This window comes from Thermococcus cleftensis (genome assembly GCF_000265525.1).
GTDB classification, from domain to species: domain Archaea; phylum Methanobacteriota_B; class Thermococci; order Thermococcales; family Thermococcaceae; genus Thermococcus; species Thermococcus cleftensis.
Genome location: NC_018015.1, coordinates 623,340 through 646,881, shown reverse-complemented (window position 1 = coordinate 646,881; position 23,542 = coordinate 623,340). Strand labels below are relative to the sequence as shown.

Annotated in this window: 20 protein-coding genes; 8 read left to right on the top strand and 12 right to left on the bottom strand. The window is 54.9% G+C overall.

Going from position 1 to position 23,542, the window contains the following annotated elements; all coding sequences use genetic code 11:
* Window positions 1-35: 35 nt before the first annotated feature.
* On the top strand, window positions 36-1,079 hold the full coding sequence (locus CL1_RS03670) for a DmpA family aminopeptidase (protein ID WP_014788548.1): 1,044 nt from the start codon (window positions 36-38) through the stop codon (window positions 1,077-1,079).
* Here the strand turns inward: CL1_RS03670 and CL1_RS03665 are convergent.
* From CL1_RS03665 to CL1_RS03650, 4 genes are read right to left on the bottom strand one after another with little or no spacing between them, the layout of a single operon-like run.
* Window positions 1,076-1,921, bottom strand: a complete 846-nt coding sequence (locus tag CL1_RS03665) for a deoxyribonuclease IV (RefSeq protein ID WP_014788547.1) — start codon at window positions 1,919-1,921, stop codon at window positions 1,076-1,078. The two genes, CL1_RS03670 and CL1_RS03665, sit on opposite strands and share 4 nt — an antisense overlap.
* Before the next feature lie 40 nt (window positions 1,922-1,961).
* Window positions 1,962-3,020 (bottom strand): coiled-coil domain-containing protein, encoded by a 1,059-nt coding sequence (locus tag CL1_RS03660; protein ID WP_048151887.1) that lies wholly within the window; start codon window positions 3,018-3,020, stop codon window positions 1,962-1,964.
* Window positions 2,998-4,131: a DUF373 family protein gene (locus CL1_RS03655; RefSeq protein WP_014788545.1), complete on the bottom strand. Its 1,134-nt coding sequence runs from the start codon at window positions 4,129-4,131 to the stop codon at window positions 2,998-3,000. The genes CL1_RS03660 and CL1_RS03655 overlap by 23 nt, the downstream gene beginning before the upstream one ends.
* On the bottom strand, window positions 4,124-4,426 hold the full coding sequence (locus tag CL1_RS03650) for an MTH1187 family thiamine-binding protein (RefSeq protein WP_014788544.1): 303 nt from the start codon (window positions 4,424-4,426) through the stop codon (window positions 4,124-4,126). Before CL1_RS03650 ends, CL1_RS03655 begins: the two co-directional genes overlap by 8 nt.
* A gap of 95 nt (window positions 4,427-4,521) precedes the next feature.
* Here CL1_RS03650 and CL1_RS03645 point away from each other — a divergent pair, with 95 nt between their 5' ends.
* Window positions 4,522-5,139, top strand: a complete 618-nt coding sequence (locus tag CL1_RS03645; protein WP_014788543.1) for a TIGR00296 family protein — start codon at window positions 4,522-4,524, stop codon at window positions 5,137-5,139.
* A 5-nt stretch (window positions 5,140-5,144) separates the two neighbouring features.
* Here the strand turns inward: CL1_RS03645 and CL1_RS03640 are convergent, their stop codons facing one another.
* Genes CL1_RS03640 through CL1_RS03635 form a run of 3 tightly spaced genes read right to left on the bottom strand, consistent with a single transcriptional unit; the run spans window position 5,145 to window position 7,126 of the window.
* Window positions 5,145-5,597 carry a PIN domain-containing protein gene (locus tag CL1_RS03640; RefSeq protein ID WP_014788542.1) on the bottom strand — a complete coding sequence of 151 codons (453 nt, stop codon included), beginning with the start codon at window positions 5,595-5,597 and terminating at the stop codon, window positions 5,145-5,147.
* Window positions 5,587-5,745: a hypothetical protein gene (locus CL1_RS10740; RefSeq protein WP_167902331.1), complete on the bottom strand. Its 159-nt coding sequence runs from the start codon at window positions 5,743-5,745 to the stop codon at window positions 5,587-5,589. The genes CL1_RS03640 and CL1_RS10740 overlap by 11 nt, the downstream gene beginning before the upstream one ends.
* Window positions 5,746-5,770: 25 nt before the next feature.
* On the bottom strand, window positions 5,771-7,126 hold the full coding sequence (locus CL1_RS03635; RefSeq protein WP_014788541.1) for an RsmB/NOP family class I SAM-dependent RNA methyltransferase: 1,356 nt from the start codon (window positions 7,124-7,126) through the stop codon (window positions 5,771-5,773).
* 103 nt (window positions 7,127-7,229) lie between these two features.
* Between CL1_RS03635 and CL1_RS03630 the strand changes: the two genes are divergently transcribed.
* A complete protein-coding gene (locus CL1_RS03630; RefSeq protein ID WP_014788540.1) occupies window positions 7,230-7,784 on the top strand; it encodes a hypothetical protein in 555 nt (184 codons plus the stop codon).
* 81 nt (window positions 7,785-7,865) lie between these two features.
* Complete coding sequence (locus CL1_RS03625; RefSeq protein ID WP_014788539.1) at window positions 7,866-12,281, top strand: DNA polymerase domain-containing protein; 4,416 nt, start codon at window positions 7,866-7,868, stop codon at window positions 12,279-12,281.
* A gap of 52 nt (window positions 12,282-12,333) precedes the next feature.
* On the opposite strand, the gene CL1_RS03620 is transcribed toward CL1_RS03625, so the two are convergent.
* The 4 genes from CL1_RS03620 to CL1_RS03605 all read right to left on the bottom strand — a co-directional run bounded on the left by CL1_RS03620 (window position 12,334) and on the right by CL1_RS03605 (window position 15,770).
* On the bottom strand, window positions 12,334-13,317 hold the full coding sequence (locus tag CL1_RS03620) for a flagellar protein FliT (protein WP_014788538.1): 984 nt from the start codon (window positions 13,315-13,317) through the stop codon (window positions 12,334-12,336).
* Between the two features lie 155 nt (window positions 13,318-13,472).
* Window positions 13,473-14,168 carry an HAD family hydrolase gene (locus CL1_RS03615; protein ID WP_014788537.1) on the bottom strand — a complete coding sequence of 232 codons (696 nt, stop codon included), beginning with the start codon at window positions 14,166-14,168 and terminating at the stop codon, window positions 13,473-13,475.
* A 39-nt stretch (window positions 14,169-14,207) separates the two neighbouring features.
* Window positions 14,208-15,230 carry a DUF3226 domain-containing protein gene (locus CL1_RS03610; RefSeq protein ID WP_014788536.1) on the bottom strand — a complete coding sequence of 341 codons (1,023 nt, stop codon included), beginning with the start codon at window positions 15,228-15,230 and terminating at the stop codon, window positions 14,208-14,210.
* Window positions 15,231-15,770: a DUF2391 family protein gene (locus CL1_RS03605; RefSeq protein ID WP_083830186.1), complete on the bottom strand. Its 540-nt coding sequence runs from the start codon at window positions 15,768-15,770 to the stop codon at window positions 15,231-15,233.
* Window positions 15,771-15,834: 64 nt separating this feature from the next.
* Between CL1_RS03605 and CL1_RS03600 the strand changes: the two genes are divergently transcribed.
* From CL1_RS03600 to CL1_RS03585, 4 genes are all read left to right on the top strand, one after another.
* Entirely contained in the window at window positions 15,835-17,304 is a 1,470-nt protein-coding gene (locus CL1_RS03600) for an S-layer protein (RefSeq protein ID WP_014788535.1), read from the top strand.
* A gap of 152 nt (window positions 17,305-17,456) precedes the next feature.
* A complete protein-coding gene (locus CL1_RS03595) occupies window positions 17,457-18,632 on the top strand; it encodes an MFS transporter (protein ID WP_048151880.1) in 1,176 nt (391 codons plus the stop codon).
* A 32-nt stretch (window positions 18,633-18,664) separates the two neighbouring features.
* Window positions 18,665-20,890 carry a DHH family phosphoesterase gene (locus tag CL1_RS03590; protein WP_014788533.1) on the top strand — a complete coding sequence of 742 codons (2,226 nt, stop codon included), beginning with the start codon at window positions 18,665-18,667 and terminating at the stop codon, window positions 20,888-20,890.
* Between the two features lie 85 nt (window positions 20,891-20,975).
* On the top strand, window positions 20,976-21,230 hold the full coding sequence (locus tag CL1_RS03585) for a hypothetical protein (protein WP_014788532.1): 255 nt from the start codon (window positions 20,976-20,978) through the stop codon (window positions 21,228-21,230).
* On the opposite strand, the gene CL1_RS03580 is transcribed toward CL1_RS03585, so the two are convergent.
* Entirely contained in the window at window positions 21,209-23,515 is a 2,307-nt protein-coding gene (locus tag CL1_RS03580) for a PEGA domain-containing protein (RefSeq protein WP_014788531.1), read from the bottom strand. The genes CL1_RS03585 and CL1_RS03580 overlap by 22 nt on opposite strands.
* Between the last annotated feature and the right edge of the window lie 27 nt (window positions 23,516-23,542).

Sequence of the window (23,542 nt, the reverse complement as noted above, 5' to 3'; positions counted from 1 at the left end):
TTAAGTTCTCACGCCCAAATCACTGCGGTGGTACCATGAAGGCCCCCGAGCTGGGAATAGAGATCGGACTTCACCCTCACGGAAAGAGGAACTCAATGGCGGACTTGGGCGTTAGAGTCGGCCACTCGACGATAATCGAGGGGGAAGACGTTAGGACCGGCGTTACCGTTCTGCTTCCCCCCGTCAAGAACCCCTACAGGGAGAGGCTCTTTGCTTCAACTTTCGTCATGAACGGCTTCTCAAAGCCCATCGGTTTTATCCAGGTGGAGGAGCTCGGCTACATTGAGACGCCGATAGCTCTAACAAACACCCTGAGCGTTTACACCGTGGCAAACGCGATGGTCAAGCACATGATCAAGCTGAACCCGGAGCTGAGGAGCGTTTCTCCGGTAGTTATGGAGTGCAACGACTCCTACCTGAACAACATAAGGAAGCTCGCCGTTAAAGAGGAGCACTATTCCGAGGCCGTCAAAAGGGCCAAACTCGACTTTGAGGAGGGTTCGGTCGGAGCTGGGACGGGAATGAGCGCCTTCGAGTTCAAGGGCGGAATAGGCTCCTCCTCGCGGGTGGTGGAAATCGGCGGGGAGGAGTACACCGTCGCCTCGCTCGTCCTGGCGAACTTTGGGAGGCGGGAGGACCTGACGGTGGCCGGCGTTCCGGTCGGGCTCGAGCTGAGGGACTACCCGGGCAGGGGGACCTCTGGAAGGGGGAGCATCTCCATCGTCGTTGCCACGGACGCGCCTTTGACCGCGAGGCAGCTCGGGAGGCTCGCGAAGAGGGCAGTAGTTGGCCTTGCAAGAACCGGCGGCTACGCCTACCACGGGAGCGGTGACGTGGTGCTGGCCTTCTCCACCGCCCAGACCGTCCCTCTGGATAAGGAAGCTCATCTACTCAGCTTCCTGCCGGACAACGCTCTGAGCCGGCTCTTTAGAGCGGCGGCCGAGGCAACGGAGGAGGCTATAATCAACGCGCTCCTCCAGGCGAAAACTTTAGAGGGCAACGGACACGTAAGGTACGCGTTACCGGTCGAGAAATTTCTTGGTATAATGGAGAGGTACGGAAGAGCTGGAAAGGCCTAGACCTTTATCTCCTCGTACTTTTTCTTCATCAGGAGTGCATCGCCTTCAATGTTTGGGCTCTCGCTTATGACGACGCCCTTAACGCGGAACTCCTTGAGAACCCTGAGCAGGTCCTCCCAGTTCATGTCGCTCTCCTGAAGGTTAAGGTGGTTCCTTTCGCCCTTTGCGGTGTAGTTTATGCCGCTTATGTGGATGTGCATGTTGTCGAGTGCCTCCCTACCGAGCCTGTCCTCCATAAAGCCCAGCATCTCGCGCCACTCTTCGACGGTGTTGCACCTGCCTGCGTTCCTCGCGTGCGCGTGCGCGAAGTCTATCGTTGGCAGAACCGTCTCAAGCTCCTCGCTGAGCTTCACGAGTTCCTTCAGGTCTCCGAACTGGGTTGGCTTCCCTGTAAGCTCGGGCCTGAGCCAGACCTTGACGCCCCGGTCCATCAGCTCGCGCTCTATCGCCTTCAGCTCGTCCCTTATCCTGCCGTAGACCTTCGCCGGGTCCTGCTTGAGGTAGTAGCCCGCATGAAATACCACGCTCCAGCCGCCGGCATCGTAGAGCCTCTCGGCGCTCTGGATTATCCTCCTCTTGCTCGCCTCGACCTTTTCCCTCTCCTTCGCGTTCAGGTTGATGTAGTAGGGCGCGTGGGCCGTTAGGAGGACGTCGTGCTTCCTTGCCACGTACTTGATCTTCTTCGCCAGCTCTGGCTTGAGGTTCACTCCCCTGACGAATTCCAGCTCCATAGCGTCCAGCCCGAGGTTCCTCACGTGGACTATGCCGTCGATGGTTGAGCGTTTCGGCGTTGAGAGGGGTATTCCGGCCGTGCCAAAGCGAAGCCTGTCCACCTTGAACATGCTCACCACCGGAAGAATTAGGGGAGCCTAACTCATAAACCTATCGCTCGATTTTGGTTCCGAGGATTCCCTCGAGCTTTGCGATGCTCTCCTCGAACCCCTTCTCCAGGTGCTCCAGCCTGTTCCTGAGCTTTTTCAGTTCGGCTTCTTTCTCCTCGATGAGCCTCTCCAGTTCCCTGATTTCGTTCTCCCTGGTTCTGACATCTTCGATGAGCTTTTCCCTTTCAGCTTCCAGCTCTTCGAGCAGTTCCCTGTCCTCCTCGATTGCTCCTACCTTCTCTTCGAGGTTTTCCACCAGCCACCGGGCGGTCTTCCGGTACTTGCCCTCGAGGCGGGGGTAGACCTTTTGAAGCAGCGAGAGGGTTTTCTCCGGCTCCCGCAGGACGACCGAGCTGTCCCTGGCGAACTCGTCCGCAAAACCGCCGAGGCGCATTCTCCTCACGGGCTTCTGGAGTTTCGAGGCCTTCGACCGGAGTTCCATCTCCTCGCTTCTTATCCTGCTCGAGAGGGTGCTTATTCTCTCGTCCAGCTCGTCCAGTCCGAGTTCCCTGTACAGCCCCTCGAGCTCTCCCTCAAGCTCCCTGAGCCGTTCAACGAGTCCCTGTCTCTCGGCCTCCCCCTCGGCTATGGCCTTCTTGATCTCTTCCATCTCTTCGAGGAGTCCCCGTATCCCCAGCTCTGGAAGCTCTGCCTTCTCAAGCTCGCGGTAGTAGCTGAGGTAGTCCTCGTTGAGCTCCTTTAGAAGGCGGTTGATGGCGTAAACGTCCTTCTCGAAGAGGAGAATCAGGTACTTGCCGTGCCCCACGTGGAGCTTTGCCAGGTCGGGAAGGCGCTTCCCGAGGTCCTCCATGCTCTCGATGCTCGCCAGCGCGTTCCTCAGGGAGGTTACGTAGTTCCTCCTTTCTGCGGTAACTATCTTGCGCACTTTCTCGTCGACGTTCCTGGGGATTTTTCTCCGCTCCAGCTCGTCTATTTTCTTGAGGATTTCCTTCAGTCTCTTTTCGAGCCTTTTCTCGTACTTCCGCCTGACCTTCTCGACCACTCTTTCGGCCCTTTCCTTCTTTTTCTCATATTCTTCAAGAGCCTGCTCCAGCCTCAACTCTCTCCCATCCTCTAACTTTTCCCCTTAGATATATTCCCGCCATCACGGCTATCCCGACGTCGATCAGGGCCACGAGGAGCTTCGTGAAGACCTCTATGTCCGAGAGCGTCAGTATGGCCATCGCGTAGCGGGTGGTGAGGTCTATCGTGACCCACATCGCCGGCATCATTAGGAGCGTGGAGGCATAGTACCATATGTGGTGGTCCTTCCTCAGGTAGGACTGTATCACCTTGCCCGTTATCATCACCGCGATTCCCAGTATGAGCGACGAGTTCAGGGCGTTGATGTATATCAGCATCGCCAGCAGGGGCGTCCCGGGATAGCTGCCTATCAGCTCCAGCGAGTACTCCTCCAGCCGAAAGTAGGCGTTTATCGCGCCGCCGCCGATTATGAGCATTCCCGCTATCAGGGATATCACGAAGACGAACTGCTTGGCCACGGTCTCCCTTATGTTAAAGCGGAAGCCCTTGGTGAAGAAGTAACCGCCGATGAAGAGCAGTATCGTTCCCGTTATCGTGGCGGAGATTATCTTAACGCTCTCCGGATACCAGACGCCGATGAGGCGTGCTATCCCGTAGAGAAGGAGTATCATTCCCGGGATTCCGAGCACAACCTTTGCAACCTCCGGGTCGCTGAGTATCTCCCTCAGGTAGCGGTAGATGATGTAATAGGTCGTCTCTATGCCCTCGCTCTGCTTGACCACGACGCGGTGGGAGCTTATTATCGGCACCTTCGAGGTTATTATCGGGAATATCTGCTCGTCCTCTGCCCCATCGGTGACGGTGATGACCCCATCGGCAGGGAAGACCTTCAAAACCTCCTCCAGCTGTCTGGCCAGCTCCAGGTCGCTCTTGACGCCCACCTTGGGGTGGCCGGTTATCAGGGCAACCTGGACATCTTCAAACTCCCCGCTCTCCCTGAGCTCGTCGTGAAGCTTGACAGCGGCGTAAGCAACGTTGGCGTCGCTGTCCTCCGGATCGGCCAGACTGAGCTTGAGGGCTGCATCTATGCAGGCCTCCCTCCCGATGACGGGACCTTCCACGCCCGCCTTCTGCCCGAAATCGTCATCACGGTCTATGGCGAGAATCAGTGCCCTAATCTCAACCACCCCTCACCTTCTCCATCACGGATTTAACCTTGTCCTCCATGTGGACACGCTTGTCCCGTCTGTCGTCGATCCTTACGGTTGTTGAAACCCGTGAAGCGCCCAGTTTGAATACCAGTTCGTGCGCCTCCTCGATTATATCGAATGCTTCCCTCACCGTTGGAACCTCTATTATCGTTGCCATCGGTGTCAATTGGTATTTAACACCCTTTCTCTCTAAAAGCTTTACTACCTCAGCTACGTACCGGCTCAGGCTCTTCTCACCGAGGGGAACAATCACGAACTCCACTATCACCACTTTCGACACCCGACTTAACTTCCTTCGGCAATTTTTTAAGCTTTGCGGGAAAGGTAAATAACTCCTCCCGCCGTAGGAACTAGGGGGTGAGAACGATGTACAGAATCAGGGACGAATGGGGTGAGTTCCTCGTCAGGCTTGCGAGAAAAGCCGTTGAGGAGTACGTCAGGAACGGCAGGATGATAAAACCTCCTGAGGATACCCCTCCCGAGCTGTGGGAGAAGATGGGCGTCTTTGTGACGCTGAACAGGCACAGCGCACCGCCCCAGATGGCCCTGAGGGGCTGTATAGGCTTCCCGCTGCCGATTTACCCGCTGGTCGAGGCCACGATAAAGGCGGCAATCTATGCGGCCGTTGACGACCCGCGCTTCCCGCCGGTAAGGGAGAGCGAACTCGATGACCTCACGGTGGAGGTCAGCGTCCTGACACCGCCAGAACCCATAGAGGGGCCGCCCGAGGAGAGGCCGAGGAGGATAAAGGTCGGCAGGGACGGTCTGATAATCGAGAAGGGTATCTATTCCGGCCTGCTCCTCCCGCAGGTGCCGATAGAGTGGGGCTGGGACGAGGAGGAGTTTTTAGCTCAGACCTGCTGGAAGGCAGGATTGCCTCCCGACTGCTGGCTCGATGAGGACACGAAGGTCTACCGCTTTACCGCAGAGGTCTTCGAGGAGGAGTACCCGCGCGGCCCGGTGAGGAGGAAGCCGCTTGTTTAACTTTCTTACCTTGAATCCCAGTAGTCCTTCGGAAGGAGAACCAGCCCGGGAATTGGCCTGAAGTCATCGTCAAATGTAGCAAGACGTTTAACTCCGTTTTGGAGCATCGTTGCCACTATTCTCGCGTCGTGGGGGAGGAGGGAGTACTTCTTCATGGTGGCAATCGTTATGTAGACGTCCGCGTCCGTGAGGATTGCAACGTCCACCTCTTCAATCAGCCCCATGACGAGTTCTATGGCCTCATCGATGACTTCCTGTCCCTCGGGAGTGTGGAGGCGCTTCTTGACCTCAAAACGGTTTTTCACTCCTTTAAGAGAAAACAGCTTGCGGATTATGACGTACACACTCTCATCGACGACGGTCTCGGAAGTTAAGAGGGGAGTATCCTCCAGGACTTTCTCCGCGAATTCGGTGAGTTCAGTCTCAACGATGAGGTTTACGATAACGCTACTGTCCAAGAACGTCCCTGTATTCCTCAATGTACTCACGGAGCTCCCTCCAGGAGCCCTTTATCCTTCTTCTCCTCAGCTTTCTCGAAAAGTGGCCTGTCCGGAGCATGTTGGCCAATGCAAAGACCTCATCAAACTCCGAAACCATGCTTTCCATGTGTATGATTTAGGGGGCCCAACTTTTAACCCTTTCTCATCTTCGCTATAAAAAAGCTGTTGCAGTCGTGCCTGTGCGTCCACGCTCTAAAGACCTTCTCCCCCACCTCAAGGAAGCCCCTGTCGCCCCAGCTGAAGTCGTAGGGAACGAGCTCCAGTCCGGCCCTGTTTATCGCGAAGAGCACGTTCTCTTCGTCCTCGTCTATTCTAACCGAGCAGGTTGAGTAGGTCATCTCGCCGCCGTCGCGGAGGTTCTCGTACGCGTTGCGGAGCATGTTGCGCTGGACGCTTATGATGCGCTTTATCTTCTCCTCGTTGAAGCGCCATTTGACCTCGGGAAACTGGCGGTAGGTTCCGGAGCTTGAGCACGGTGCATCGAGGATTATCTTATCGAACTTCTCCCTGTCCTTGAAGCTCTGGCCGTCCGCGTGGACGAGCTTGACGTTTTTGATTCCGAGAAGTTTCATCTTCTCCCTCATGCGCATGAGCCTGTCGTAGGAGTAATCCACCGCCACTATCTCACCGCGGTTCTCCATTAGAGCGGCGGCGTGGAAGGTCTTTGAACCGGGAGCGGCCGCCAGGTCGAGGACCCTCTCACCAGGCTCCGGGGCCAGAACGTGGGCGACGTAAGCGCTCGCTAAGTCCTGAATCACGAACTTCCCTTCCCTGTACCAGTTGAGCCTCGTTACGGGCGTTTTGTAGTCGAGAACCTTCAGGACATCGGGGACGGGGGTTCTTGCCGTCCTTACCCCGTTCTCCTCAAGGTAATCGCGGAGGGAATCGACGTCCGTCTTAAGGAGGTTGGCCCGGACGTAATAACGCTGCGGCCTGTTGTTGCTGAGGAGCAGGCGGACGGCTTCATCGTAGCCGAGCAGTTCGATGGCGTACTCAACGTACCAGCGCGGGTGGGAGAAGCGGATGCTCAGCCACTCGATTCTGTCACGCTCCTTGAGCTTCTTGAGCGCCTTATCAACGTCGAACTTCTCTATCGAGTGCATCAGAGCGTTGACGAACTTTGCCCTGCTGAAGTCAAAGCGCTCCTTGACGACGCGGATTATCGAGTCGGTCGCTATCGCCGGCGGAACCTTTCTGAAGTGTATCTCAAAGGTTCCTATGCGAAGGAGGTTGGCCAGATAGGGGTCGAGATCTTCGACCTTTGAGCCTTTAAGCACAGAATTGATTATGAAGTCTATTTTAGCGCGCCACTTCTCTATCTCGAAGACGTAGGCGTGGGCCAATCCGCGGGCCTTGTCCCTGTCCCTGCCAGCTACCCGCTTAAAGACCCTCTCGAGGGCGTGCTTCGACGACAGCTCGCGCTCCTCAACCAGGCTTAAAGCGTCGGCCACCACTTCCTGAAAGCTCACCCTGTAAAACAGCTCCATGGACGTGGCTTTGAGCGGGAGTTTAAAAAGGTGGTGGTGTGTTTCTACTTTGTTCGCCGAAATACTTATTACCTTGGAACGTGGGATTAACGTGGTGGAGTCAATGAAGCTGAGCAGTGTGGTGGCCCTTGCGGTGTTGCTGATAGTCCTGGTTTCGGCCTTCCATCTCCACGTCCAGAGAGAGCGTTTGGACGCCTTTATTGAGGGACAAAGGAACTGTGAAAGGGGCTGGATTCACACCGTGACTTTTTCCACGATGGTTGATATCCAGTTCCACTCCAAGAACGCAATAGAGGCGCTCAACTCGAATTCCACTGCCGTGTTTAACCTTTCCACCGTTGAACTTGAGGGTGATTTTCTGAGCCTCCTCAATCACTTAATCGAGACCGCGGATTACCTTGAACTGGACACGTTCAACGATTCGGTTCTTGTAATGGTCGATACTGGGCCGTGCCTGGATTTTCTAAACGTCTCAAGAACGGCTTTCATCAACGGAACCGCCAACGTCTCCGCCGTCCGTGAGGGATTAAGCCTGATTCACGACTTTGCAACGGAATGGCGAGAGAACGGCGACTACCCCAGTGAAGAGCTTTTGAAAGCCAACGCCGAGCTTCAGCGGAAGTGCGGTGCCCTTGTTCCAAGAGTTGTGAGCCCTTGATTGTTGTTTTCTCCTCTTTTCTGGTAGCATCAATGGCGAAGTTTATTAGCTCCGGGTTCGATAATCAGGCAGGTGTTGGTCATGATCCTTGACGTTGATTACATCACCGAGAATGGAAAGCCCGTCATAAGGGTATTCAAGAAGGAGGACGGCGAGTTCAGGATTGAATACGACCGCGAGTTCGAGCCCTACTTCTACGCGCTCCTCAGGGACGACTCCGCCATCGAAGAAATCAAAAAGATAACCGCCGAGAGGCACGGCAGGATCGTTAGGGTCAAGCACGCGGAGAAGGTGAAGAAGAAGTTCCTCGGCAGGCCCGTTGATGTGTGGAAGCTCTACTTCGAGCACCCGCAGGACGTGCCGGCAATCCGCGACAAAATACGGAATCACCCCGCGGTCATCGACATCTACGAGTACGACATACCCTTCGCCAAGCGCTACCTCATAGACAAGGGGCTAATCCCGATGGAAGGTGAGGAAGAGCTTAAACTCATGTCCTTTGACATCGAGACGCTCTACCACGAGGGCGAGGAGTTCGGAACCGGGCCGATCCTGATGATAAGCTACGCCGACGAGAATGAGGCGAGGGTGATAACCTGGAAGAAGATCGACCTGCCCTACGTTGAGGTTGTCTCCACAGAGAGGGAGATGATTAAGCGCTTCCTTAAGGTCGTTAAGGAGAAGGACCCGGACGTGCTGATAACATACAACGGCGACAACTTCGACTTCGCCTACCTGAAAAAGCGCTGTGAGAAGCTTGGCGTGAGCTTTACCCTCGGAAGGGACGGGAGCGAGCCGAAGATACAGCGCATAGGGGACAGGTTTGCGGTTGAGGTGAAGGGCAGGATACACTTCGACCTTTATCCAGTCATAAGGCACACCATAAACCTGCCCACCTACACCCTTGAGGCCGTTTACGAGGCGATATTTGGAAAGCCAAAGGAGAAGGTCTACGCGGAGGAGATAGCCACCGCCTGGGAGACCGGCGAGGGGCTTGAGAGGGTCGCGCGCTACTCGATGGAGGACGCGAAGGTCACCTACGAGCTAGGAAAAGAGTTCTTCCCGATGGAGGCCCAGCTTTCCAGGCTCATCGGCCAGAGCCTCTGGGACGTTTCCCGCTCCAGCACCGGCAACCTTGTTGAGTGGTTTTTGCTCAGGAAAGCCTACGAGAGGAACGAACTCGCCCCCAACAAGCCCGACGAGAGGGAGCTGGCGAGGAGAAGGGGGGGTTACGCCGGCGGCTACGTCAAGGAGCCGGAGCGGGGGCTGTGGGATAATATTGTGTATCTAGACTTTCGTAGTCTCTACCCTTCAATCATAATCACCCACAACGTCTCGCCAGATACGCTCAACCGCGAGGGGTGTAAGGAGTACGATACAGCCCCGCAGGTCGGGCACAAGTTCTGCAAGGACTTCCCGGGCTTCATTCCGAGCCTGCTCGGAAACCTGCTGGAGGAGAGGCAGAAGATAAAGAGGAAGATGAAGGCAACGATAGACCCGCTGGAGAGGAAGCTCCTCGATTACCGCCAGCGCGCCATCAAGATTCTCGCCAACAGCCTTCTTCCCGGGGAGTGGATTGCGGTCATTGAATGGGGGAAACTCAGGCCCGTCCGCATCGGCGAGCTGGTTGATGGACTGATGGAAGCCAGCGGGGAGAGGGTGAAAAGAGACGGCGACACCGAGGTCCTTGAAGTCGAGGGACTGTACGCCCTCTCCTTTGACAGGGAGTCCAAGAAAGCCCGCACAATGCCGGTGAAAGCCGTGATAAGGCACCGCTATGCCGGGGAGGTTTACAGGATAACCCTCAACTCCGGAAGGAGGATAAGCGTGACGCGGGGCCACAGCCTCTTCGCGTACCGGGACGGCGAGCTTGTGGAGGTGACGGGGGAGGAGGTCAAGCCCGGCGACCTCCTGGCGGTGCCAAAGCGGATAACCCTCCCGGAGAGGAGGGAGAGGCTCAACGTCGTGGAACTGCTCCTCGAACTGCCCGACGAGGAAACGGCCGACATCGTCATGACAATTCCGGTAAAGGGTAGAAAGAACTTCTTCAGGGGAATGCTCAGAACCCTCCGCTGGGTTTTCGGGGAGGAGAGGAGACCGAGGACGGCCAGGCGCTACCTGGAACACCTTGCTGGGCTCGGCTACGTGAAGCTGAGGAAAATCGGCTACGAAGTGGTTGATAAGGAGGGGCTGGAAAGGTACCGCGCGCTCTACGAGAGGCTTGTGGAGGTAATCCGCTACAACGGCAACAGGAGGGAGTTCATCGCCGATTTCAACGCGCTCCGCCCCGTCCTCCGCCTGATGCCCGAGAAGGAGCTTGAAGAGTGGCTAGTTGGGACGAGGAACGGGTTCAGGATAAGGCCGTTCATAGAGGTTGATTGGAAGTTCGCGAAGCTCCTCGGTTACTACGTGAGCGAGGGGAACGCCGGGAAGTGGAAAAACCGGACCGGGGGCTGGAGCTATACGGTGAGGCTTTACAACGAGGACGGGAGCGTTCTCGACGACATGGAGAACCTCGCGAGGGAGTTCTTTGGGGGCGTGAGGCGCGGGGGGAACTACGTTGAGATTTCAAAGAAGATGGCCTACCTAATCTTCGAGGGACTCTGTGGTTCACCGGCCGAGAGCAAGAGGGTTCCGTGGCTTATCTTCACGTCCCCTGAGGAGGTCCGCTGGGCCTTCCTTGAGGGGTACTTCATCGGCGACGGCGACGTTCACCCGAGCAAGATGGTTCGGCTCTCCACCAAGAGCGAGCTTCTGGCTAACGGCCTCGTCCTGCTCCTGAACTCGCTGGGCGTCTCAGCGATAAAGCTCCGCCACGACAGCGGGGTTTACAGGGTCTACGTGAACGAGGAACTGCCCTTTACAGATTACCGGAAGCGGAAGAACGCCTACTACTCCCACGTCATACCGAGGGAAGTGCTGGAAGAGACCTTCGGCCGGGCCTTCCAGAAGAACATGAGCCCCGGGAAATTCAGGGAGCTGGTGGAAAGCGGGGAGCTCGACGCGGAAAGGGCCGGGAGGATAGGCTGGCTCCTCGACGGGGATATAGTCCTCGACAGGGTCTCGGAAGTCAGGAAGGAAAGCTACGAGGGGTACGTCTACGACCTGAGCGTTGAGGAGGACGAGAACTTCCTGGCTGGCTTTGGGTTCCTCTACGCGCACAACAGCTACTACGGCTACTACGGCTACGCCAGGGCAAGATGGTACTGCAGGGAGTGCGCCGAGAGCGTTACGGCGTGGGGCAGGGAGTACATAGAGACGACCATTCGCGAGATAGAGGAGAAGTTCGGGTTTAAGGTTCTCTATGCGGACAGCGTCACCGGTGACACTGAGGTAATAATCAGGCGGAACGGCCGGGTTGAGTTCGTGCCGATAGAAAAACTCTTTGAGCGCGTTGATTACAGGATCGGGGAGAAGGAGTACTGCGTTCTCGAAGGCGTCGAAGCATTGACCCTTGATAGCAGGGGGAGGCTCGTATGGAGACGGGTTCCCTACGTTATGCGGCACAGGGCGGAGAAGAGGATCTACAGGATTAAGTTCACCAACTCGTGGCATCTGGACGTTACAGAGGACCATTCTCTCATCGTTAGGGAAGGGAACGTGTTTAGGGAGGTAAAACCTCACGAACTTGGGGATAGAGAATTAATATCCGTCAAGAAAAGCCTATCCGAAATCGCCCCAATTACGCCCATTGATATCCAGGAGATAACTTACAACGGCTACGTCTACGACATCGAGGTTGAGGGAACCCACAGGTTCTTCGCCAACGGAATACTCGTTCACAATACCGACGGTTTCTTCGCGACGATTCCCGGGGCTGATGCCGAGACCGTCAAGAAGAAGGCCGGGGAGTTCTTAAAATACATCAACGCCAAACTGCCCGGCCTTCTTGAACTCGAATACGAGGGCTTCTACGTCAGGGGGTTCTTCGTCACGAAGAAGAAGTACGCGGTTATAGACGAGGAGGGCAAGATAACCACACGCGGGCTTGAGATAGTCCGGCGCGACTGGAGCGAGATAGCGAAGGAGACGCAGGCGAGGGTTCTTGAGGCGATACTGAAGCACGGTGACGTTGAGGAGGCCGTCAGAATTGTGAGGGAAGTCACCGAAAAGCTGAGCAAGTACGAGGTTCCGCCGGAGAAGCTGGTTATCCACGAGCAGATAACGCGCGAGCTCAAGGACTACAAGGCCACCGGCCCGCACGTGGCCATAGCGAAGCGTTTGGCCGCCAGAGGTGTTAAAATCCGGCCCGGAACTGTGATAAGCTACATCGTTCTGAAGGGCTCCGGAAGGATAGGCGATAGAGCCATTCCCTTCGACGAGTTCGACCCGACAAAGCACAAGTACGATGCGGACTACTACATCGAGAACCAGGTTCTCCCAGCGGTGGAGAGAATCCTCAGGGCCTTTGGCTACCGCAAGGAAGACCTGCGCTACCAGAAGACGAGGCAGGTCGGTCTTGGCGCGTGGCTGAAGCCGAAGGGGAAGAAGAAGTGAGGAGTTATCTGGTTTCTTTTCCCAGCATTAAATGCTTCCGACATTGCCCTATTTATGAAACTCCTGTTGTGCCTGAGTTTGTGCCAGAAAACAGCCTGTTCTGACGGCGCTTTTTCTTGCCAGGTCTCTTGAGTTTCGCAAGGGTCTTCTCGACCAGCTCAATGGTCTTGTCGTCATTGTTTTGGAGCCTAAGCACGGCCCTGATTAGGTTCTCCTTGTGGGTTTCGTCCAGGAAATCGTCCCGCAAAATGGCCCGGATTATCTGTCTCTTCGCGCGGTTATTCACTACCTCTTTGAAAGCATCATAATCCTCTCCGAGCGTCTGGAACTCCTTGTTCTTTTCACCATACCGGGGGTTGGAGAGGGTCTTGTCGTAATACTGAATGTGGTGATGGCGGTAGTGCGTGACGAGTGCGGCAATCCAGTAAGCGTACTCATCATCTGGAAAAACACTAAGTCTAAGGTAGGGGCTCCCTTCAACGAATGAGTTGCATATGGGGCAGTAAACCAAGAAACCGTCCGCGGGGAAGTCGTTTACAAGTGGCGCACTTGAGCGGAAAAACGATTTCACATACTTCAAGACGGCTTCAGCCTTTTGGTCGAATGTCAGCCTGTCCTTGGCGGCTTCTCCAAGTGGAGTGCTGAATTTCCCTAGAAAGTTTGCTTTTTCGGCAATTTCCTCTGCAATTTCGTAGAATGCAGTGCGGGCCATCCACGCCTCAACAAAGTCTTTCACCGTCAGTTCGGGGCCGAACGTCGCCTTGAGGTCTTTGAATTTCTCAATGTCCTCACAATCGGGGGCAAGGAGTAGCAAGTATTTCACGAGGGGGTGGTTCACGGTCGTGGTGTAAATTTCAGCGGTTCTGATTTTCTTTTTTCTGATTTTGCGGGTGGTGGTTCGTATGAACTTGCCCTTCCAGTCTTGATAATCGAATTTGAAGGTCCACCCGGGGACTTCATACTGGCGGTAATAGACAGGGATTCCTTCCTCAAGGACTTCCCGGAGGCATTGGAGTTTTTTGGTGGGGGTTTTCACAGGATTTGCTCACTTGTGTGATTTCTCGTTCGATTGAATCTGTCCACTTGAGGGTGTAGGTCAAGACGGTGAGCGCGTATTCCGGGAGCGGGTCTTGAGGCTCCATTTTTCAGTCCTCCTCCGGCGAAGAAGTGGAACTCAAGCCGGGTGTTAGCTTATGTTCCCAACTCCTCCAAAACCTCCAAAATCCCCTCAACTCCAGGCACTTCAAAGCCCCTCTCGTGGATTCTTCTCACTTCTTCGGCCTCGGGGTTAATCCAGACGGCCCAGAGGCCGGCCTTTAGAGCGCCTTCAAAGTCCTCCGCGTAGGTGTCGCCGATGTGGATTGCATCTTCAGGCTTCACTCCGAAGGCATCGAGCGGCTTCCTGAACATCTCGGGCATCGGCTTGAAGGCCTTCACCTCGTCGGCGAAGAAGGTTTTATCAATGTAGTCCATCAGGCCGAACCTCTCGAGTAGGAGCCTCGTGTAGGAGCCGGGCCAGAACATCACGTTGCCCGTCACGGTAACCCTCAGGCCATTTCTCCTGACTCCTTCGAGGGCTTCTTTTGCTCCAGGGAGAACTATCTCTTCGGTAACGTTCAGCGTCGCCCTCGCCGCGGCCCTTTTGACGAGCTCGACGTCTATCCCTAGAAGTTCAGCCAGCATCTCCTGGCTCTCCTCCAGCGCCTTCTCGGGGTCCCCCTGAGTCCCGGCGCGCATGCGCTTTATCCTCTCGCGCGTGAGCATCATGCCCTCCACAACGTCGACTATGCACGCTCCCATCAGCCTGGAGAGCTCAACGGCCATGACGTCGAGCATCACGTTGATGTCGAGGAGGGTGTTCCAGACGTCGAATGAGACGAGCTTCATCTTTATCACCAGTGGAAACTAGGAAGGGAACTTAAAAACTCAGCGCTCGGCAAAGGCGAGGTATCTAAGTCCCTCCATGAGCCCTGCCTCGCGCAGGACTGCTTTGAGGTTTCTGAAGCGCGAGCGCATGACGAAGAGCTCGTAGAACCCTTCGAGGTTTCCCCAGTGGCCGTATGCTGAGAGGGCCAGGTACATGACCTCCTTTGGCTTGAGCTTCCTGCCGAGGCTCCCGTTGAGGGCCTCCAGTCCGGGCCTTATCCTCTCCAGCAGGCCCTCCCTCTCTATGAGGTGGAGCATCAAATCCTCAACGGTGGGTTTCTTCCATTCTACGGCCTCGTCTTCGAAGGGAAGGCCGATTATCAGCGGAACCACCTCGGTTTTCCCGACGCGGTATCCGAGGGGTGTTTTTTCATGCCTGAACCCTGATAGCCTGCCCTTTATCGAAGCCATCGCCGCCTCTCTGTCCTCGTCAACGTCTATTGCCACGCCTATCTTTTCAACGGTGAAGCCAAAAACGTCCATCGCCCGGAGGAAGTTGCCGAGGTTCCTTATCACTCCCGAATTACCCTCGCTGGGGATTATGGCAAGATAGTAACCCTCCTCCCGCCGAAGGAGGTCGAAGTTGTCCCTTTCAAAAACCCGCTCGATGAACCTCAGGCTGTATGGTGCCTCCCTGCTCTCCCTGAACTCGAAGAGCTTCTTGAAGACCGCCTTGAAGAACTTCGCGTCTGTCTTCCCCTCGACGAACAGAACGCTTGTCTCTGCCCTCTCTCCCCCAAAGCCGCCGCGGACGTCAAAATCGAGGTACTTCCTCAGCTCGTAGACCTCCTTGAGGGTGAGGGACTTCCCGGTGTCAGAGTATACCAGAACGTTCTCTTCGCCCCGTTTGAACTTCCAGGCTATTAAGTCTATCAGTTCGAGGCTCGCGGTGACGACGGTTTCATCTCCGGTCAGGGAATCCACGAAATCAAGGAGCTCGTCGCGGTTTTTCCTGTACTCCGGAAATAGAAGGGCCTTCTCGTCGGCGAATGCCTCGAACCGGTCTCCGGTTATTACCTTCATTCACTTCACCATGTCCACCGTTATGGCTCCTATCACCGCGAAGGTGCTTATAAGTATGGTCGCGTTGATGTATTGGCCCGGGGTGAAGTCGGCCAGGCCGTTTATCCCGTACACGTATATCAGAACCGCCGATATCATGTAGGCTATCACCGTGACGGTTAGGAGTCTCTTGGGGACGTGGAAAAGCTCCTCCTTCTTCAGGTTTCCTATCCTGGACTTGGCTATGAAGAGGTAAGCCACTCCAAGCGTCATCAGGAGTATCGCCAGCGAGCGCTCAACGGATATGTCCTTGGCAACTTCCCACAGCTCGCCGGTGAAGAGGAAGGGAAGGGAGAAGGTAACTGCCCCAACTATCTCCTGGGCTATGTCGTCCCAGCCGAGCTGGTCGGGGGCCTTGCTGGTCTTTATTTCCCTTTCCAGCTCTGCTATTTCGGCGTATATTTCGTCTAGCTTCTCCTCCATTTTGGTTCGCCTTTCGTTTTCTATCCCGTGCTCAGGTTCGGGGTTCATCATCTCGTCAGCATTGGATTCACTCATCATCGCGGAAATAGATTCCCGGGAAAAGTTATAAAGGTTGAGATGAACCTTAATGGGGTGATAAACGATGAAAAGGGCTTTGGCGCTGTTCCTGAGCCTGATGATTATGTGCTTGATTCTCACGTCCTCCAGTGCGGCCTCCGTCTCGTTAAACTCCTCCAACACGGTGATAGTTCTCCCCACCACCAAGATAGTAAACGGGACCCCCCTCCACATCGGTGAGGACGCCATAACAGGTTCCAGACTGGGTGCGTTTCTAGTCCTTAATGGTATCACCACTGGAACCTACACGGCCACCGTTTCTGTCCCGGTTGAGTACCACAGCGTTCTCATATCCGACTTGGATCAGGTTTACGTTCTCAATCCGACCGATATGCCAGACGTAGGCGTTAACGTCAGCGACGAGCCCGTTGGCCGTGCGGTGGTCATTAGGGTGAACTTTTCAAGGGTTGAGTTCAACTCAACAAGGGGAATGGCCGAGTTTTTCGACAGGAGCGTGGAGATAGTGTTCAACGAGAACACCACCCCCCTGGACATTGGGGGTGACTACCAGGTGGTCTCCACGACGGTTGATGGAAGGGACACGATGTACTTCTACTCCTACAAAAAGGTGGACTCTGAGACAAAATCCCTGGGGGAGACGCTCTCCGTTGGGGGGTGGCGGATAAAGTTCTTGGACATAAACATCGACGTTTCAAAGATGCTCGTCGTCCTTACCTACCCCAGTGGGACGGTAAAGCAGAAGCCCATGGCCGAGGACAAGTACTACCTGATGTACGTGAACGCCGCCGGTGAGGAGGATTTTGAGGAGTACGACACCTACCCCTCTGCGAGGCTTAACGAACTCCTCGAGGGCGGTGCTCTCAAGGTGTTTCTCTTCAACCCGACCGATTTCTTCGTTGGAATAAACAACGCTCAGATGGTGACCTATGACTACTGGTACTATGAGAAGGTCAAGCAGTACCGGGACGGGGACGTTTACACCGGTCAGTGGGTGTGGGACATCAACCCCGCCGAGAACCTCTACACTCTCTATCTCCACGTGAACACCAGCCTCCATAGCTTCCCCCGGGTGTTTGTGGGGCCAGGGGAGTTCCTTGAACTTCCAACCGACTGGGGTTTGAGGCTCGTTCCGATTTTCAGCAGGAACGAGGACGGAGTCGTTGATGGGGTCGATGGCTACCGCTTCGTCCGAGTGGCTTCCGTGTCGCGCCAGGTCTCCATAACTGCTCCCAAGGTTCAGGCCACAGACGACGTTTATTCTTTCATCGTCAATGATACCGCGCTTTCCTCCCTTCCCGATGACAAGAACATCATCATCGTCGGCGGCTGGGTCAGTAATAGGGCTTGGGAGTTGCTTGAGGAGGTCTACGGAAAATCCACCATCGACTCCATAAAGACGGAGGTTATGACTGAGGGATACGTCATAAAGGTTCTCAACAACCCAAAGAATCCGGAGTATAAGGTTATAATACTTGCCGGGAAGACCTATGCCGAAACCAGAAAAGCCGTTGAGAGGTTTATGGAAGAAATGTGAAACCTTATTTTACTCCTTTCATTATTCTAAGCCCCTTATTCGAGCCAGCAGATCGTTCTGTTTTTCAATTTTAACGCTGAGTAATCCTTCTTTTCACTAATAAATTTTTCGGTCGGTTAGGTTTATATACTCAAACGCACGTCTAAACGTTCATGTCATTGCAGAATTACAGGGGGTTCGGCTGGGACGCCTGGTTGCTCGTTGCCTACTCCTTCGTTTCGTGGTTAGGCGGAAACCTGGCCTGGTTCATATTCCCGTTCTACCTGAAGTCCCTTGGCTACGACTACACAAGCATGGGAGTGATCTTCTCGCTGTCCACGCTAGCTCAGGCCTCAGTTCTGCTTTTCTCGGGTCCGCTCGGTGCCAGGGTCGGCTACAAGAGGGCCGTTCTTCTCGGGATTTCCCTGATGTTTCTAGGCAGGTTCCTTCAGGTTGCCCTTCCGGATATCCCCTTCCTCGCCCTTGGAGGGGTTTTAATCGGGGTTGGGCTGGCCCTCGAAGGCCCGTCCTTCATGGCCCTCCTCAGCGGTGAGGTGAGCGACGGGAAGAGGCACTACCTCTTCAGCCTGTCCTCCGCAGCCGGAACCATCGGCTCGGCCCTCGGCATACTCCTTGCCGGCTTCCTCCAGAAGTACCTGCCCTACCGGGAGGTTTTTGCACTGGTCCTCGTGATAATCCCCGTTCGCTTTGTCCTCGTGCTCTTCGTGAAGTCCGTCCTGGCCGATTCCGAGAGGGTTCTTCGCCTTGATAGAGACCTGCTCGTCAGGATAGGCCGCTTCGCCCTGCCCAGCGCGCTCATAGGGCTCGGCGCCGGGGTAACGATACCCTACGTCGGCCTCTGGTTCAACCAGCGCTTTGGAACGAGTTTGGAAAGCATAGGGTGGCTCTTCGCCTTCCAGCAGTTCGTGATGGGTATCGGAACCTTCCTCCTTCCGATGATAGCCGACAGGCTGGGGAGCGTGAAGACCATAGTCACGTTCAACGGCAGCGCCAGCGTTCTGATAGCCTTAATGCCTCTCTCCACGACCTTTCCCCTGGCCGCGGTCATCTACATCGTCAGGACGATCCTGATGAACATCGTCAATCCTATCTGGAACTCCTTCATGATGGGCTTTTTCAGAAAGGAGGAGCGCTCGACGGCTATGGCTCTCAACAACCTCTCCTGGACGGCCACCTTTGGAATCGGCCAGTACATCGGCGGCAGGCTCTTTGACGTCTCCCTGACCTGGCCGTTCATAATAACGGCCCTCCTCTACGCCCTCTCGATGGCGGTATTCTGGGGCCTCTTCCGAGAGGGGACAAAAGGTTATAAGTCCACCCCCGTTTAAACTTCCAGAACCAAGTGTTCTGGGTGATGCTTATGGTGGTTAGAGAGTGCCCCGAGTGCCACGGGACCGGGAAAATCAAGGCCGGCGAGAAGGAGTGCCCCGTTTGCGAGGGCTGGGGCTACGTTCCCGCTGATTTCAAGATAGGTGACAAGCTGAAGGGTTACCGGAACCTCGACTACATCGGCGTCGAGGACGAGGTCGATGAGATACCCTGTCCCGAGTGCCACGGTAAAGGAGTGGTTCCGGTCTACGATACCTGCCCCACCTGCGGTGGAACCGGCCGCGTTTTAGCTTGTGACATCTGCGGCAAGGTCAAGGAGCCGTGGGAACCGGGAATGGAAACCACCTGGGTCTGCCCGGACTGCATGAGGAAGTACAAGGTCGTCTACGTCCTCGACAAGACCTGCGACATCGAGGACATAGAGGTCGGGAACGTTTACAAGGGAACCATTGATAGGGTGGAGCGCTTCGGCGTCTTCGTTCGCCTCAACCCGCACGTGAGGGGACTCATAAGGCGCAAGGACCTCCTCGGCGGCAGGGAGTACAAGCCGGGGGAGGAGATACTCGTCCAGGTTCTCGACGTTCGCCCGGACAAGGGCGAGATCGACCTCATCGAGTCCGCCCTCAAGCACTACAAGGAGGTCGTGGTGAGGAAGGAGTTACCCGTCACGCTCATCAGCGACCTTAGCAAGGACATGGCAGGTCAGACCGTCAGGCTCCGCGGCAGGGTTACGCAGATACAGGTCACCGGAGGGCCAACGGTCTTTACCATAACCGACGGGACGGGCATAACGTGGGCAGCGGCATTTGAAGCCCCCGGCGTCAGGGCTTACCCGAACATCAACGTCGGCGACATCGTGGAGATAATAGGAAAGGTGGCATTCCACTCGGGCGAGATACAGATAGAGGTCAGCGACATGGCCAGGCTCTGGGGGCCGGAGGCCGCGGAGGTAAAGAAGCGCATAGAGGAGGAGCTCGACAGGCGCGCCCAGCCCCAGGACGTGGGCTTCCTCGTTCAGAGTGAGGTTCTCGAGAAGCTCAAGCCCAGGATAATGAAGGCCGCCTTCATGATACGCAGGGCCATTCTTGAGGGCAGGCCGATACTGCTGAGGCACCACGCAGATACCGACGGCTACACCTCCGGCCTGGCCCTGGAGTACGCCATAGTGCCGCTCATAGAGCAGGTTTCACCGGATTCTGGCGCGAGGTGGAAGCTCTTCAAGAGGAGGCCGAGCAGGGCTCCTTTCTACGAGCTGGAAGACGTCCTCAAGGACATAATTTTCATGATTGAGGACCACGAGAAGTTCGGTGACCCGCTCCCGCTGGTTGTCATAGTGGACAACGGCGGAACGAGCGAGGACATTCCAGCTTACAAGCGCATAAGGGCCTTCGGCGTCCCGATAGTCGTAATAGACCACCACGACCCGCGCGAGTGGGTGAGCGAGGACAAGGCAAAGGTCGATGACTACGTCGATGTTCACGTCAATCCGCACCACATAAAGCGCGGCTACTACGAATTAACGGCCGGAATGCTGGCAACGGAAGTGGCGCGCTTCATAAACCCCGAAGTCGAGGACAGGATAAAGCACCTGCCGGCCATAGCCGGAACCGGCGACAGGAGTAAAGCTCCGGAGTTCTACCAGTACCTTGAGATAGCGAAGAAGGCCAAGGGCCTCGACGAGGAGGACCTGAAGAAGATAGCGGAGGTAATCGACCACGAGGCCTACTTCTGGAAGTTCATGGACGGGCACGGCATAATAGACGAGATTCTCCTCCTCACCGGAAACCTCCAGAGGCACCGCGAGCTCATCAACGCCATCTACCCGGAGGTCAAGGAGAAGCAGGAGAAGGCTTTGAGGGCTTCGCTGCCCCACGTCAAGAGCGTCGTCCTGCCAAACGGCATAAGGTTCAACACGATAGACATCGAGCTCTTCGCCCCGAAGTTCTCCTATCCAAGCCCCGGCAAGCTCTCCGGCCTAATTCACGACCACTTCAAGGAGAAGTATGGTGAAGATGCCCCGATACTCACCCTCGCCTACGGCCCGGACTTCGCGGTTGTCAGGGCCGCGGACGGAATGGCGGCCTACAACTTCGACCTGAACGAGATAATCCCAAGGCTCCAGGAGGCCCTGCCGAGCGCTGGAATCGAGGGCGGCGGCCACAGCTACGCCGGCTCGATAAAGTTCTTCGAGGGCATGAGGAAGGAGGTCCTTGAGGAGTTCGCCAAGCAGGTGGTCAAGCTGAAGAAGGTCGGCTGAGGCCTTTCTTATTCTCCTTTCCTCCAATGCCAACCTTTTTAACGTCGTCAAACGACTGTCCCGTAGGACAGCTGGGGGAGTGATTATGAAAATCGTTCTTGAGGTTACCTTCAGAATGGGCGGTGTTTCCTACCGGGGCTACCGCTGGGAAGATGATGTCCTTGTTTTCGAGTTTGAGCGCCTTGGAGATGCCTTCATTCAGGTTCTCAGCAGGAGGAAGGTGGAGGAAGAGGTCGAACGTGAACCCTCGGCCGTGATGGTCGAGCTGAAAACGAAGGAAGGCGGGAAGATATTCGAGGCCGTCAGGGAAGGGGACGTTTACCGGGCCATGGAACCTTGATAGTCTCGACTTTTATGCCTTTTTCTGATCCCTGCAGACAGTAGTGCAATTATGACTGCCATTCCTGGTCCACAGATGGATTTTTCGGTTTTGGCACCGGGATTGTCCTCCGTTTCGTTCCCCTCGAAGAACTTTTGTGCCGGACTCGACGTCGTGGACGTGGCGTTCTCCAGAACCTCTGGAGACTTTGTCGTCGTGGTGGGTACCTTTTCCAGTACTTCTCCGATGGTGACTACGTCCCTGTCTTTAAGGGCTACTGTGATGGAATAATTCTGGTACCCGTCTTTTTTCAATTCGACGGCATACTGCCCAGGGGGTAGTTCCACTTCTAATGGGGTATTCCCTTTGAACGTTCCGTTGATGAATACCAACGCACTGGGATCGCTTTCTATCTTTAGCGTGGCGGATTGAGGGGGGAGCGTTATGTGAAGCGTGACGTTCTTTCCATAGAAAACGTGTATATCCTTCACCACAGTCCTGAACCCTTCCTTGGTCACTTTTAGAGTGTACGAACCGCGTAATATGGCCTTGAGTGGCGATTTCCCAGAGAGGGAGATGTTTTTATCCTGTTCCATGAGGACTATAGTGGAGTTTGGAGGAGTGGTTGTGATGGTGACGTACGCTGGTCCAAATACATAGTGTACGTGGTCTGGCTTTATCTCCACCTCGCAGGTGTATGGTATGAATCCCTCGTGTTGGAACCTGATCATATGAACTCCCGCGGGAAGAGTGTACATCTTCGGTCCGGCTCCAACGTACTTGCCGTCTATGTAAACGTGAGTTTCGTTCGCTATGTCCGGAAACTCAAGCTTTCCTGAAGGTCCCGGATCCCGGATTGTTGTTATCTGGGGTATCCCCTCGGTTTTCTGGGTAAGCTTGATAGTCCCCTCAGGGGGGTTGAACTTTAGGGTGTGGATTATCTCATCGAAATCCCCGTGGTACTGCCTGACATCAACGTCCCATTTTTTGAGTTCAAACCTGAACGATCCTGAATACATGTGACGCTTTTTCAATTCCCTGATGGCGGTTATATTGTCGTACGGGACTTTAATCACCAAAGTACCTTCAGTCTGGCTAGCGTATCTTTCATCAGCGAATTCGTGCACATTTAAGAAAAGCATCATTGAGTCTTCTAGGGGAGCAACGTCCATGAGCCATATCTGTGGTCTGGTAGGGTCGGTGTTGGTGGGGATACCTATCGTTTCCCCGTCTATTATATCCCTCTTTATCTCTCCTACGAACACTCCGAAATGGTTTGTGTACATCATCTCTATCAGGTAGCGTCTGCCGCCATGTTCGGCCAGGTAACTATGACTTAGGGTGAGATTCGTGGTGGGAGAAGCCAGCTCTCTGAACGAATACGAGACGACATTAAGATTCCTATCAAGCTTTAGTTCCCACAATCCCTCTTTGGATTGAACCGTAGTGTTGGGGGTATATGACCATACTCTAAACGTGCCCTCAAGAACCACGTTCCCGTCTTCCAGTACCTTAACTTTTGGAATATCCAGTTCCAGCCCTTTAACGGGGGTCCAGTTCTCGTAGGTTATGTAGGCCCTTTTCTGAACGATATCCAGCTGGGGAGTTATTTCTATAAGAAAGAGGGCCGTTTGGGGCGCTCCAAAACTCCAGGAAGTTCCTACCAGGAGGAGGTTTCCATTTTCCATCTTGATAATGCGGGATATCCCGTCCATGAATCGGCCGCCAAAGGCGTATCCTTTCTCGATTTCGCCAGTCTTGGAGTTTAATAAGGCAATGAATGCATCGCCACCGGAGTATATACTTCCATCTCCGATGATTAGAATCCCGTCGTTTACTCTCACGGCTCTCAGTATTGATGATGAAAGCTTTGTGAGGTACGCTCTGGCCCAGTTCACTTTCCCGCTCCTGCTTACGTTTGCTATCCAGAAACCACTCATATAATCGACTTTGAATGGATTGTAAATCTCAGACCTCAGGTTTCCCCAAATCAGAAAACTGTTGTTGAACGGCATAACATGAGGCTCACCGAAGTAGTACCTCGTATCATACCCGGAGACGGTCACTTCGTAACTGAAGAGTGGCTCTATGGCCCCTGAGGGTTCCATCTGCACGATTACTACACTGGAGTTATCTTTAAATGCCCAGTAGACCGTATCTCCTCTCCATGAGACGCCCCAGATTAACGGTGGTTGCCCATTAACGTGATACAGCACTGAACTCACACCGGTGTTTTCTGCTTTTGAAGGTACGGTGATTATTGTGATCATTGATATGAACAAAACTATAACCAAACTCTTTCTCATTACTCGTCACCACAGTGTTTAATTCGA